Here is a 12,261-nt window from a genome sequence, read left to right on the forward strand (position 1 = left end):
GAGAAGCAGACCGGCGGCGGCCGGACCGCCGGATCCGACGCGTGGGAGGGCTACATGCGCCGGCAGAGCGTGTGCGTCAACTGGAGCGGTACGTCGCCGTGGGACGGCCGGATCGCCTTCGAGTCCCCAAACCCTTGAGCCCGCAGGCCCCTGCGTCAGGTCCCGTCGGCCCGCCAGGAAAGGGAGTGAGAAACATGAGTGCTCTCGACACCGACGTGTGGCACGGCGCGATCACAGCGACGGATGGACCAAGGCCGAGGGCGGCCACACCGCCGTGGCCGCTCCGGCCACCGGCGAGGAGATCGGCCGCGTCGGCATCGCCGTCCCGGCCGACGTGGCGCGCGGCCGCCCCGCCGAGGCCCAGCCCGGCTGGGCACGTGCTCTCGCCGCCGCTCTCGAGGCGTTCACCGAGACCCAGTGGTTCACGATGCAGGGCGCGATCGCCCGCTCCCTTCTGATGGAGATGGCTTTCGCCCTCCCCACGTCCGCAACCACCGGAGAAGACCCGTACTTCAGATCTGCACCTGAAAGGCAGGACGCCCTTGCGGATCGCCAATCACGATTCCCGGCTCACCCTGGTCGACGGCGAGAAGGGACTCGATGTCGAAGAACTCAGCGAAGGCAGATTTCCCGCGGACGTCCACGGAGCCTACGAGCGCTGGGACGAGCTACGGGCCTGGGCCGCATCATGGCACGACGGGCCCGAAGGTTTCCCGCTCGACCCCACACTGCTCGGGCCACCCTCGCCGCGACCGGCGCAGGTCTTCGCGGTCGGGTTGAACTACGCCGACCACGTGGCGGAGGGGGGATACTCCCGGCCCGAAGCGCCGACCGTGTTCACCAAGTTCCCGACCTCGTTGACCGGCCCGTACGGCGAGATTGCTCTGCCACCGGGCACCGTGGACTGGGAGGTCGAGGTGGTCGTCGTGATCGGGCTCCGCACCGCCGGCCCGGTCGAACCGGCGGACGCCTGGTCCCACGTCGCCGGACTCACCGTCGGCCAGGACCTGTCCGAGCGTGTCACCCAGCACCGGCCACCCGCACCGCAGTTCTCACTCGGCAAGTCGTTCCCCGGCTTCGGGCCACTCGGCCCGGTGCTGGTCACCCCGGACGAGTTCGCCGATCCGGACGACCTGGCCCTGTCCTGCCGGCTCAACGGCAGGACCATGCAGTCGTCGCGAACATCCCGAATGATCTTCGATGTGCCGGCGCTGCTGTCGTACCTTTCCGGAGTGGTCACCCTGCTGCCGGGAGACGTGGTCTTCACCGGCACGCCCGACGGCGTCGGAAGAGCCCGCAAACCCCCGTTGTTCCTCCGCCCCGGCGACGTCCTGGAAAGCGAAATCGAAGGCATCGGCTCACTCCGCCACACCTTCGTCACCGCACCCGCACAGTGACGCCCCGGCCGGCGCCCAGACCTGCCGCCCGGCATTCCCCCCGGCTCAGAACCCGGCCTCTCGACACGCACGGATGTGAGATGGCAGCGCATGTGACGAGGCCGGTCGGGACAGTCTGACGTCCGCACATGCGGGTGGTCAGCTACATCGCCCCCCGGCGTTCCGGCGCCGCGGACGACCCGTCAACACCAAGTGGACCAGAGGTCGGTGAGTGCTCCGGCAGTGCTCAGGAACAGGGCGGTGGCAGGGGCGGTGCGGTCGCGGAGCCGGACGAGTTCGAAGTCGATGGTGGGCAGGCCCGGGTCGGTGAGGGGAACGGGGGCGATGTCGGCCGAGGCGAGTTGGGTGGCCATCGAGGCGGGGACAAGGGGGAAGCTGTCGGGGTCGTCCAGGCGGACGTGGCGCAGGCCGGGGATGGGGGTCTTCCTCGATCCTGGGCTGTGAGCTGTGAGCTGTGAGCTGTTCGGCTTCGGGTTCGGCTTCGGCTTCGGGTTCGTCAACGCCCCCATCACGAACGCCGTCGTCTCCGGCATGCCCGTCTCCCAGGCCGGCGTGGCTTCCTCCCCGGTCTCCACCTTCCGGCAGACCGGCGGCGTACTGGGCGTCGCCGTCCTCGGCGCGGTCGTCGCCTCCCGCCTCGGCCCGCTCGTCTACACCACTAGCTACCCGGCCGCGGCCCGCCCGCCTGGTGGATCATCGTCGGATTGCGGCGTGACCGTCACGGTCGTCGGCCGGCTCACCAACCGCCCGCGGGCCCGGAGTCCCAGGCCACGACAGGCCGCCGGTGCCCGGTCGGCGAACCGGACGACCACACCATCGGCGCCACGGGGAGCAACGATCGAGGAACGCCCCTGACGGGCGGCGGCAGGTGTCTCAGCCGGTCATGGCGTCGCGTACGAGTGCGGTGTCCACGAACTGCTCGAAGCGGACGATCAGCCCGCCGCGTACGACGAAGTGGTGGGCGACGCGGACGTCGATCGGCTTGCCGGTGGCCTTGTTGGCGGCGGTGTAGCGGGCCAGGACGACGACGTTCTCGCCGTCGACGACATAGGTGTCGTCGTGGGCGGTCCAGTCGTGCCACTCTTCGGCGAGCCGTCCCATCACGTTGGCGGTGATGCCGGCAGGGGTGCGGTAGGTGCCGGCGAGGGGGAAGCCGGCCATCTCCTTCCACTCGGCGTCGGGGGCGAGGGTCGCGCGCAGGGCTTCCAGGTCGCCCGCTGCGGAGGCCAGGTACTGGCGACGGACCACGTCGGCGGGTGCGGTGGAGGTCGCGAAGTCGCCGTTGTCGTATGTCATGCCGGTCAGCCCCACTTCATCTCGCCCTTGGCGACCTTCGCCCCGATCTGGGCGGCGATCAGCATGCCGTGGTGCGGGTAGCGCTGGAGCAGGGCCTCGGTCAGCGCGGCGCCGTCGGCCGCCTTGTCGAGTTCCTGCTCGAAGGCGAGCAGGTAGTCGCGGGTGGCGGTGATGGCGGAGGCATCGGCAGGGGTGTCGGGCAGACGGTGGCCGGGGACGACCAGCTCCGGCTCCAGGGAAGCCATCTCGCCCAGCAGCCCGAGCCAGGCGGAGCGGTCCTCAGGGGTGGGCGTGTCGGCGACCCAGACGTGCTCCTGCTGGAAGAGCAGGACGCCGCCGAGCAGGGCGCGCTGCTCGGCCTGCCACAGGTAGTGGCGGTCGGGCAGCGCGGCGGGGCCGCCCCTGAGCTCGAAACGGTGGCCCTCCAGGGTCAGGTCCCCGGTCAGCGGCCGCAGGTCGACCGGACGGGTCGGCAGGTTCGGGCCGAGCGCCTCCCAGGCCTTGAGCTTGCCCTCGTAGGAATGACGAATGTGCTCGACGACGATCGGGGTGGCAACGAACTCGGCGTCGGGGAAGGCGTCGGCGATCACCTCGGCGCCGAAGTAGAAGTCGGGGTCGCCGTGGCTGACGAAGACAGTGGTGAGCTTCTTGCCGGAGTCGAGGACCTCGGCGGCCAGGCGGTGCCCGTCGGCGCGGGTGAACCCGGCGTCCACGAGCAGGGCCTCGTTCTCACCGGTGACGAGGGTGGCGGTCTTGTTCCGGCTGCCGACCGGGAAATCCAGGTCGAAGATCTTGAAGGACAGGGTGCTCATCGATGACTCCTTTACGGAAGGGCGCGGGGGACGGGAGGACGGGGGAGAGGGTCAAAGGGCACGCACGGCCGTGAGCCGCTGGTCGACCTCGTCGGCGGTGGCGTGGCCACGGGCCAGGGCGGTGACCCGGTCGCCGTCGACGGCGAGGAGGGTGGGGCAGCCGGCGACACCCAGCTCGGCGGCCCTGCGGAAGTCGGCCTCGGCCGCCGCCTGTGTCTCGGGCGCCTCGAAGGCGGCGATGACGGCATCGGCGTCCAGCCCGGCTGCCTCGGCGACCTTCCGCCAGGTCGCGGCGTCGGAGAGGCTGAGGCCGTCGATGTAGAAGGCCCGTTGGAGCGCGACGGCCAGTTCCGCCGCACGGTCCGGGGCGGCCCGGCGCAGGGCGGCGACACCATGTGCGGCGGCCTCGGAGTCCATCACGAACGAGCCGTCGGCGATCAGGCGTTCGTAGGCCGCACCGAACTCTGCGCCGGTCAGCTCGGCGATCTGGGCGTTCGCGCCCTGGACGTAGCCGAACTCCCGGATGGGAACCCGGCGACGCCCGGTGAACAGGCCGCCGGAGACGACCTCGACCGGCAGCTCGGGGTGGCGGGCGACGACCTCGCGCAGGGTCGGGGAGAAGCCGTGCGACCAGCCACAGTAGGCGTCGAAGACATAGACGAACTGCATGGATGACCTCAGCAAGGGTGTGACGCCCGCCGAATGCGAGCGGTTCACCTGAGGAAACAGTATCTGACTAGTCAGATATTTCTCTATGTGTGTGACGGCTGCCACACCCGTGCTGTCAGTGCGTCGGCGAAGCCACCCGGCCGCAGTCCGGAGGGGCCCGTCAGGGCAGCCGGGGCAGTTCGGCCCGTGCGGAGTGGCTCAGGATCCGCAGGTCTTCGGCGAACCGGTCGCGGTCCTCGGGCGGCAGCGGCTCCAGGAAGTAGCGGCGGATGTTCGCCACGTGCACGCGCGACGCACGCACGGCGGTCTCCTCCCCCAGCGGGGTGAGACGCACCAGGCGTCCGCGCCGGTCGCCGGGGTCCTCGGTGCGCTCGACCAGGCCGGCCGCCTCCATCCGGTCCACCAGACGCGTCACACCGCCCGTGGTCAGCACCTGCTCCTGGGCGATGGCTCGCATGGCCAGCCCCGGCTCACCGGCACGCCCCAGGATCAGCAGCACCTCGAACATCAGGTGGGTGATGCCGCACTCCGACTCCAGAGCCCGGCCCAGGAGGTACTCCAGCCGGTTCGCCGCTCCCTGCAATCTCCCGAAGGCCAGGACCAGTGCGTTGTTCGCTGCCTCCCTCGACGACGAGATCTCCTCCGCCTGCCCGCCCATGTGTCACCCTTCCGGTTCTCCGTCCTGATCACCGATCATGCCGTGGATGTGGGGCGGCCACCCCGGGCACCCGCAACTTCCGGGTCCGGGCGGGCCCGATACGACGTCAGACGGCGTTATGCGTCATCGAAGATCACCACCGGCCGGTCGGCGCACATGGCGGTGACGGACGGGGAGTGAGCGTAGCCGGGCCGCGCCGCTCCCAGCCGTCACCGACCCGCTCCAGGGCCGCCCGACGCGGTGAACTCCTGGTATCGCAACAGCACCGGCCGTTCGACCCAGAACTGGCCGCTGACGACGCTGGAGTACTGGCAGCGTACGCACGAGGTGGATCCTGCCGAGTTCCTGGTCACCGCGCTGGAGTGATCCCGGTGGTGTGACTCCCTTTGGTGCCAGGGGGAGTCATTCGGCCGCCGCGCCGTACAGCTCCCGTTCCCACAGCCGGTCGCAGACCTGCCCGATTCCGCGGGCGAGGTGTCGGCGGTAGGTGCTCGGCGGCAGGTCGAGCCGTTCTGCGGCGGCCTCGCGGGTGGGCACGCCGTGGAAGAAGGTGGTGGCCAGCACCCGGTGCAGCCGGGCCGACCGGGCGTCCCGCGTGAGCGTGTCGACCGCCTCGACCAGGACGGTGCGCAGCGCCTCCGCGGGATCCGGGTCGCCCTGGTCGGCCACCAGCCTGCTGCGGGCGAGCGGGCTGGCGCCCAGGACCTCGGCCCTGCCGAAGGCGCCCAGCGCGTCTCGTACGGCAGCATCGAACTCCTCGCGCGCGAGCACCGCCAGTTCGGGCGGCGCACCGGCCGGCCGGGCCTGCGGGCCGAAGAGCTCCTGGGCGACACGGCGGTCCAGCCAGCGCTCGACCGGCACCGCCCGCCAGTCATGGGCGAACAGCGTGTAGCCGCGGCCCCCGACCGAGGGCGTCGCCGGGATCGCCTGCAGGTCCAGGTAGTCCATCTGCGGCTGCCAGAACTTCGGGTCAGCGATGACCATGTAGGACCAGGCCAGCCGGTCGGCCCGCAGCCACTCGGACAGCACCCGCATCCCGATCAGGTCGCTGACGGGCGACGGACGCTGGTACACCGCCGGATACACCATGAACCGGGCCAGGGCGAGATGTTCGCCGGACCGGACGGGCCCGTGCGTGCGGCTGTGCTCCCAGGCCGCCGCCACCACCGGATCGGCCTCCGTCTCCCGCGTGTTCAGGGCGTCGAGCCGCAGCCAGGCCATGAAGCCGACCGGTTCGCCCGTGCCGGGACGCCGGTAGACAGTGAACGCACCGGGCCGCCGGCCGAGCCAGAACTCCACGATCCGCGCGGACTCCTCCCCTTCCGCCGCGCGGGCCAGCTCCACGACGACCGCCGGGTCTCCGTCCCGCAGGGCGTCCTCCTGCACTTCTCCCTCACCGCGCCAGGTGATGAAGTCGGGCATCACCCCGCCGTGCCGGTGCAGGAAGCTCAGGGCCCGCAGGGTGTGCAGGGCGACCGGCCCGTGCGCTGTCCTGGCCCGGTCGAGCAGATGGTCGCGGATCGCCCGGTGCATCTGCTCGTACCCTTGCGGATCACGCCACCGCAGGTCGGCGTCGAGCGCGTCGCGGACCACGTCGTGGGGGAAGAGCCCGCCGGATCCGGACTCGACGAACGGCAGCCCGCGCAACCAGCCGAACAGCGCGTCCGCGTCCGCTTTCGTGTCCGTGTCGCCTTTCGTGTCCGTGTCCGTGTCAGCGTCCGCGCTTCCGAGCACGGCACGCAGCAGCTCCTCGGTGGTGGACCAGGCGTGCGCGCAGCCCTCCAGCGCGTGCCGGTGCGCCGCCGAGGGGACCGCGCCGACCAGTTCGGACAGCAGCGTCTCGATCACGTCCTGGGCGGGGGCCCAGTCATGGGCCGCCGCGCCGTCCGCAGCCGCCACCTCGGCGGCCAGCGACAGGGCCAGCGGATGCCCGCCCGCGAACGCCAGGACGGACGGCCGCAGTTGCCGGGGCACGCCCCGCAGGTCGAGCAGGGCCGCCGCGTCGTCCGGTGCGAGGTTGCGCAGGGCGACCACCCGCAGCACCTCGCCCCAGCCAAGGTCGGCCCGCCACTCCGGCCCGGGCGGCCGGCGGCTCGCGACGACCACCAGCGCGTCCCGCGCCAGCCCGGGGATGAAGTCGCGCCTGAGCCATGGCCCGATGTCGTCGCACCGCTCGAACGTGTCGACCAGCAGCACCGTCCCCGGCGCCCGAGCCGCGTCGCCCGTCTGCTCCTCGAAGGCCTCCGGTGAGGGGCCGAGCGTACGGCCGTCGACCCGGCACACCGGGCGACCCGCCGCCCGGGCGTCGTCGGCGAACCGCTGGAGCAGCGCCGACTTGCCGATTCCGCCCGGCCCGTGGACGTAGAGCACGCAGCACGCGTCTTCCGCGCCGTCGAGCGCGGCACGGAAGACGGCGCGTTCCGCAGGCCGCCCGACGAATCCTCGCTCACGGGCCGCGCGCAGCCGCTCCTCCAAGCGGTGACCGGTACCGGTCGGCTCGGGCAAGGCTGACCTCCTCGGGTGGTTTCTCGTTGCCGTCGACGACGTGGGAGCGGACGATGAGGCCCAGCGTAGGACCCGTCACCGCGTGCCGCCGACGACGGCGTGAACAGGACTGGAACTCCCCGGCACCCAGGCGTGGTTCACCGCCGCCCCCGGCACCCCGAGACCCCGCCCGGCAGGGCGCCTCCGCGACGCCCTCCTTTTTACGCCCTCGTACGGTTGCCAGCGCACCCGGTGTCAGGTGGCTGCCGTCCGAAGCTGTGCCGCCGCCGAGACCGTGGCGGCCGCCCGGACGAACGCCGCGACGGACGCCGCGCGGGAGTCCTTCGGCCACGCCACGGCCAGGACGGCCGGTGCCTGGCCCTCGACCGGGCGATAGGCGATCTCGGGGCGCGGATACCGCAGGGTGAGCGAGGCGGGGAAGAAGCAGACCACGCTGCCGAGTTCGACGAGCCGGAAGATCTGCGGCAGGTCCCGGGAGCTGTGCCCGGTGCGCTGCGCCAGGGCGTCGTCCCTGTCGTATCCGTACGGGCCGGGGGCGACCCCCTGGTCCGCGGGTGATCCGTCGGGAAGGCTGCGGCCCGCCAGGTCGGCCAGGCGCAGGGACGACCGGGCGGCCAGCGGGTCCGCGGCCGCCACGGCGAGCAGGAACGGCTCGGCGGCCAACGGCTCGACGTCCAGGCCACGGTCGTCGAACGGGGTGAGCAGCAACGCGGCGTCGGCCCGGCCGTCCCGCACCGCCTGCGCCTGCTCGCCGAAGCGGCCGAGCACCAGCTCCACCGGCAGGGCCGCCGCCTCCCCGTCGTACGCGTCGAGGATCCTCGGCAGCAGGCCGCCGTCGACGTCGGGCTTGAGCGCGAGCCGCAGCCGCGGGGCGGGCTCGCCGGCGTGCCGGGCCCGCCGGCCGGCGGCACCGATCGCATCGAGCGCGGTCCGGGCGTCCCGCAGCAGAACCTCCCCGGCCGGCGTGAGCGTGACCTGGCGGGTGGTGCGTTCGAGCAGGGCCACGCCGAGCTGGCGCTCCAGCGTCCGGATCGCGCGGGACAGCGGCGGCTGCGCCATGCCGAGCCGCTCGGCCGCACGCCCGAAGTGCAGCTCCTCCGCGACCGCGACGAAATACCGGAGCTGCCGTGTCTCCAGGTCATTCATACCCCCAGGGTATCAACGGGGATCGGATCGGTCCTTCAGGGCCGTCGTCCCACCGGGTTGACTGGCAGCGAAGGCAGGAACGGGGGCCGAGGAACAGGAGACGGGTCATGCGCGCAGTGGCGGTACGAGGGTTCGGTGGGACGCCAGAGTTGATGGACATCTCCGTACCCCGTCCGGCGCCGGGGGAAGTCCTGGTCGAACTGACGGCGGCGTCGGTGAACCCGATCGACCTCGGCATCGCCGCGGGGCGGCTGCCGCTGCCGCATGTGACCCCCCTCGTGCTGGGTGTGGACGGCGCGGGCCGGGTGACGGAGACCGGGGAGGGCGTGCACGGGCTGGAGCCCGGCGATCTGGTGCACGGCCAGTTCTTCCGTTCGCCGCTGGGCCACGGCACCTTCGCCGAGTACGCGGTGGTCACGGAGTTCCCGGACCACGGTGCTCTGCAACGGGTCCCGGACGGTGTGCCCGCAGAGATCGCGGCGGCGCTGCCGACCGCGGGCATGACCGCGCTCGGCGTCCTCGACGCCCTCGGCCTGCGGGCCGGTCAGTCGATCCTGATCACGGGCGCCACCGGCGGGGTGGGGACGATCGCCGTCCAGCTCGCGGCTGCCCGTGGCGCGGAGGTCATCGCCACCGCCCGGCCCGACGCCGACCGGTGGATCCGGGAACTCGGCGCGGCCGCGACGGCCGACCACACGGCCGGCGACACGGCGGCGCAGGTCCGCAAGACGCACCGCAGCGGGATAGACGCCTTCCTCGACCTCACCGGCGACACGGCCGGATTCGGTGAATACGCCGGTCTCGTCCGCGACGGCGGCGCGGCGGCGTCCGTGACCTTCACCGCGCCGCCGGAGCTGCTCGCCTCCGAGCGGATCGCCGTGAGCAATTTCGAGATGCGGGACAAGCCGGACCTGCTCGCCCGGATCACCGCCGAGGTCGCGGCGGGCCGGATCATGGTCCCCGTCCAGCGGACCGTGCACCTGGACGAGGTCCCCGAAGCGCTGGCGCGCAACGGCGCGGGCGGCGCGCGCGGCAAGACGACCGTACGGATCCGATGACGAGAGCGGATCCGACGGGGAAACGAGGAAAACGAGGAGACCACCGACGTGCACTACGCCAAGCTCGGCACCACAGGCCTCGACGTCTCGCCGGTCGCGATCGGCGCGATGTCCTACGGCGAACCCGGCCGCGGTCACCCGGTCTGGTCGCTGGGCGAGCAGGACAGCCGTCGGGGAGCCAGGGCTGGTACACGTGCCTGGCGGTGGCTACGTTGTCGGCGACTTGGACTCTGCACCACCGCGAATCCGGTCGGGCGTTGTCGGACGCTGTGCCGGGCTTCACCGGGGGCGGCGTAGCCCCGTGTGCGTTGTCGCGAACCGGTCGCGGTAGTGGCTGGGGGAGACACCGAGCCGGGCCACGAAGGTCCGTCGTAGCGTCTCCGGGCTACCGAAGCCGGCGGCCCGGGCGCTCTCGGCCACGCTGTGACCGGCGTCGAGCATGGCCTTGGCGTGGTCGAGCCGTACACGTTCGACGAACCTGGCCGGCGTCGTTCCGAGTTCGGCGTTGAACAGTCGGGTGAGATGCCGTGGACTCACACCGACGAGGGCAGCCAGCGAATCCGCACTGTGCTCCTGCGCGGGCTGTGCCGAGACGAGGTCGGTGACGGCTCGCAGAGTCGGCGTGCGCGGCGCGCTTACCGTCAGCGGTGCGGAGAACTGGGACTGCCCTCCAGGGCGCTGCATGAACATGACGAGGCTGCGGGCGACGTGACGGGCCAGATCCGGGCCGTGGTCACGCTCGACGAGGAAGAGCGCAAGGTCGATGCCGGCGGTGACGCCCGCGGAGGTGAAGACGCCGCGATCCTCGACGAACAGCGAATCGGGCTCGACATGAATATCGGGGTAGGCGCGCGCGAGCAGCCGCGCGTGGCGCCAGTGTGTGGTCGCGCGGTGCCCCGCGAGCAGGCCTGCGGCGGCGAGAACGAACGAGCCGGTGCAAATGGAAACAAGCCTGGGTGCGCGCGCACGCAGCTGTCGGACGGCCTCGGTCAGATCCGACGGGATCGGCTCGGTGACGAGTGGGTCCCCGCCCGAGACGACGACCGTGTCTGCGTCGAGCTCCGCCGCCGTCGAGTCCACGGACAAGCGCGTACCGATCGACGTGTGGACCGGCTCACCGGACGGCGACGCGTAGTGCAGCGAGTAACGGGCGCCGAGAGCGTTCGCCTCTGCGAACACCTCCGCAGGGCCGGAGACGTCGAGCATCTTCATGCCGTCGAACGCAAGGAAGGCAACACGATGGAGGGCCATGTGGTGGCGGGGACCTTCCTTTGAACAGAACCAGGATGTCGGAGTCGAGGAGCCACTCGCCAGGTGGACCGGCTCAGCCGACGGCGCAGCGGGCGGTTGCCGGACCGACCTGTTGTCGACCGGCCGCCGGTGAACCCGAGGCGCCGCCGGGTGGTCGCGCATCAGGTCATTCGGGCCAGGCGTTCGTCTGGATGATCGTGACGAAGTTCTCCCGCTCGAAATCGGCATCGAAGTGCGCGAGGACGTCGTCGTTCATGGTGCCGAACGTGGTGTCGGGCCGGTCTGCCATGCCGTCGTAGAAGGCTCGAAGGATGCGGTTCTTGAAATCCGGCCGTGGGTGCGCGGCCACGACCTCGGCACGTTGTTCCGGGGTGATCTGCTCGAGTTCCAGGCCCAGGACATCGGTCTCGACGCCGAGCGTCACCACGTTGACCTCGGGTGCGAGGTGGAGAGGAATCCCCGGCGTAGTGTGCAGCGCGATCGCCAGCCAGACGTTGCGCGCCTCTTCCTCACTGCGGCCGTGGTCACGCAGGAAGGTGTACGCCGCCTCGGCGCCGTCGATCTCGAAGCGACGGTCCTTGGTGCGGTACTCGGCCGTCAGCCCGAGATCGTGGAAGAGTCCGCCGACGTAGGCGAGTTCGGGGTCCACCTCAAGGCTCCGGGCGGCGGACTTCAGCATCCCCCACAGGAACACCCTGCGGGAGTGGTGGAACAGGGTGTCGTCGGCCGCCTCGCGTACCAGGGCGGTCGCCTCGCGTACCAGGGTGGTGTCCGGGACCGTGATCCCGGCGATCGTTTCGGACATGGTGTCTCCTGAAAAGAAATGGGGCGAGTCGCTTCTGACTCGTCTTCACGCTCCCCCGACCGGCTTCGCAGCGGGAGTGTCCGAACGGACGTGCATTCCACAGATCGGGACACAGGTGCGAGGAGATCGGGAGCGCGCGTCGGCCGGCTGTGCGCGCGAGGGGTCCATCAGCGCCACAACGAGTTGCGACTGCATGGACGTACACGCGGCGGCCCGCACCGAGGAACCGCGACGGGAACTGCCGGCCTGCCCGTCGGCGACAGTGAAGGACAGGCCGGCACAGGCGCCGTTTTGTCCGGCTGCGGGCTCAGAGCGCGCCGAAGGCCTCGCAGGCCCTCCGCACCCCTTCGCCGTAGGCGGGATCGGCGTTGCCGCAGTTCTCGATGTGCTTCAGCACCGTCTTCTGCTGCGCACCCTTGATTGCCCGTGCGGTGTTGTCGAAGAGCGCTTGCTGCTGTTGCGGAGTCATCAACCGGAACAGGTCGCCGACCTGGGTGAAGTAGTCGTCGTCGTCCTCGCGGAAATCGAAGTGATCGGCCGTCGAACCGATGGCCTGAGCGGGGTCGGCGTAGCTCGGCTGCTCCGCCCACCGGCCGAAGTTGTTGGGTTCGACGCCCGGGACACCACCCTGGTTGCCGTCGGCGCGCATCGCCCCGTCGCGGGG

At 71.4% G+C, this 12,261-nt stretch carries 14 protein-coding genes and 1 pseudogene; 5 read left to right on the top strand and 10 right to left on the bottom strand.

Annotation, left to right across the window (positions count from 1 at the left end):
- Window positions 1-542: 542 nt before the first annotated feature.
- Entirely contained in the window at window positions 543-1,397 is an 855-nt protein-coding gene (locus tag KVT45_RS53655) for a fumarylacetoacetate hydrolase family protein (protein WP_217562196.1), read from the top strand.
- Window positions 1,398-1,579: 182 nt separating this feature from the next.
- Here KVT45_RS53655 and KVT45_RS53660 read toward each other — a convergent pair whose 3' ends face one another.
- A complete protein-coding gene (locus KVT45_RS53660) occupies window positions 1,580-1,750 on the bottom strand; it encodes a hypothetical protein (protein WP_217562198.1) in 171 nt (56 codons plus the stop codon).
- Between the two features lie 94 nt (window positions 1,751-1,844).
- Here KVT45_RS53660 and KVT45_RS53665 point away from each other — a divergent pair, with 94 nt between their 5' ends.
- Window positions 1,845-2,252 carry a hypothetical protein gene (locus tag KVT45_RS53665; RefSeq protein ID WP_217562200.1) on the top strand — a complete coding sequence of 136 codons (408 nt, stop codon included), beginning with the start codon at window positions 1,845-1,847 and terminating at the stop codon, window positions 2,250-2,252.
- Window positions 2,253-2,270: 18 nt separating this feature from the next.
- Here KVT45_RS53665 and KVT45_RS53670 read toward each other — a convergent pair whose 3' ends face one another.
- The 4 genes from KVT45_RS53670 to KVT45_RS53685 form a co-directional block, all read right to left on the bottom strand.
- Window positions 2,271-2,693 (bottom strand): nuclear transport factor 2 family protein, encoded by a 423-nt coding sequence (locus KVT45_RS53670; RefSeq protein ID WP_217562201.1) that lies wholly within the window; start codon window positions 2,691-2,693, stop codon window positions 2,271-2,273.
- Window positions 2,694-2,698: 5 nt separating this feature from the next.
- Window positions 2,699-3,505: an MBL fold metallo-hydrolase gene (locus KVT45_RS53675; protein WP_217562202.1), complete on the bottom strand. Its 807-nt coding sequence runs from the start codon at window positions 3,503-3,505 to the stop codon at window positions 2,699-2,701.
- Between the two features lie 51 nt (window positions 3,506-3,556).
- On the bottom strand, window positions 3,557-4,174 hold the full coding sequence (locus tag KVT45_RS53680; RefSeq protein WP_217562204.1) for a DsbA family protein: 618 nt from the start codon (window positions 4,172-4,174) through the stop codon (window positions 3,557-3,559).
- A gap of 160 nt (window positions 4,175-4,334) precedes the next feature.
- A complete protein-coding gene (locus KVT45_RS53685; protein WP_217562206.1) occupies window positions 4,335-4,832 on the bottom strand; it encodes a MarR family winged helix-turn-helix transcriptional regulator in 498 nt (165 codons plus the stop codon).
- A 240-nt stretch (window positions 4,833-5,072) separates the two neighbouring features.
- Here KVT45_RS53685 and KVT45_RS57995 point away from each other — a divergent pair, with 240 nt between their 5' ends.
- Window positions 5,073-5,198, top strand: coding sequence for a hypothetical protein (locus tag KVT45_RS57995; RefSeq protein ID WP_302832709.1), 126 nt, complete (start codon window positions 5,073-5,075; stop codon window positions 5,196-5,198).
- 36 nt (window positions 5,199-5,234) lie between these two features.
- On the opposite strand, the gene KVT45_RS53690 is transcribed toward KVT45_RS57995, so the two are convergent.
- Together KVT45_RS53690 and KVT45_RS53695 are read right to left on the bottom strand one after the other, a co-directional pair.
- Window positions 5,235-7,337, bottom strand: coding sequence for an ATP-binding protein (locus KVT45_RS53690; RefSeq protein WP_217562208.1), 2,103 nt, complete (start codon window positions 7,335-7,337; stop codon window positions 5,235-5,237).
- A 234-nt stretch (window positions 7,338-7,571) separates the two neighbouring features.
- The gene (locus KVT45_RS53695) at window positions 7,572-8,483 is read right to left on the bottom strand and encodes a LysR substrate-binding domain-containing protein (protein WP_302832710.1); all 912 of its coding nucleotides are present in this window, start codon (window positions 8,481-8,483) and stop codon (window positions 7,572-7,574) included.
- Window positions 8,484-8,590: 107 nt separating this feature from the next.
- Here KVT45_RS53695 and KVT45_RS53700 point away from each other — a divergent pair, with 107 nt between their 5' ends.
- A complete protein-coding gene (locus KVT45_RS53700) occupies window positions 8,591-9,541 on the top strand; it encodes an NADP-dependent oxidoreductase (protein WP_217562210.1) in 951 nt (316 codons plus the stop codon).
- A gap of 48 nt (window positions 9,542-9,589) precedes the next feature.
- Window positions 9,590-9,712, top strand: a pseudogene (locus KVT45_RS57450) (aldo/keto reductase); the annotation flags it as partial.
- Window positions 9,713-9,820: 108 nt separating this feature from the next.
- Here KVT45_RS57450 and KVT45_RS53705 read toward each other — a convergent pair.
- From KVT45_RS53705 to KVT45_RS53715, 3 genes are all read right to left on the bottom strand, one after another.
- Window positions 9,821-10,792, bottom strand: a complete 972-nt coding sequence (locus KVT45_RS53705; RefSeq protein ID WP_217562212.1) for a GlxA family transcriptional regulator — start codon at window positions 10,790-10,792, stop codon at window positions 9,821-9,823.
- Between the two features lie 166 nt (window positions 10,793-10,958).
- A complete protein-coding gene (locus KVT45_RS53710) occupies window positions 10,959-11,597 on the bottom strand; it encodes an HD domain-containing protein (RefSeq protein WP_217562214.1) in 639 nt (212 codons plus the stop codon).
- Between the two features lie 307 nt (window positions 11,598-11,904).
- Window positions 11,905-12,261: catalase-related domain-containing protein (locus tag KVT45_RS53715; RefSeq protein WP_302832711.1), on the bottom strand; the 357-nt coding region annotated here is incomplete at its 5' end.

It is taken from the genome of Streptomyces sp. GbtcB6 (assembly GCF_019091475.1).
GTDB classification, from domain to species: domain Bacteria; phylum Actinomycetota; class Actinomycetes; order Streptomycetales; family Streptomycetaceae; genus Streptomyces; species Streptomyces hyaluromycini.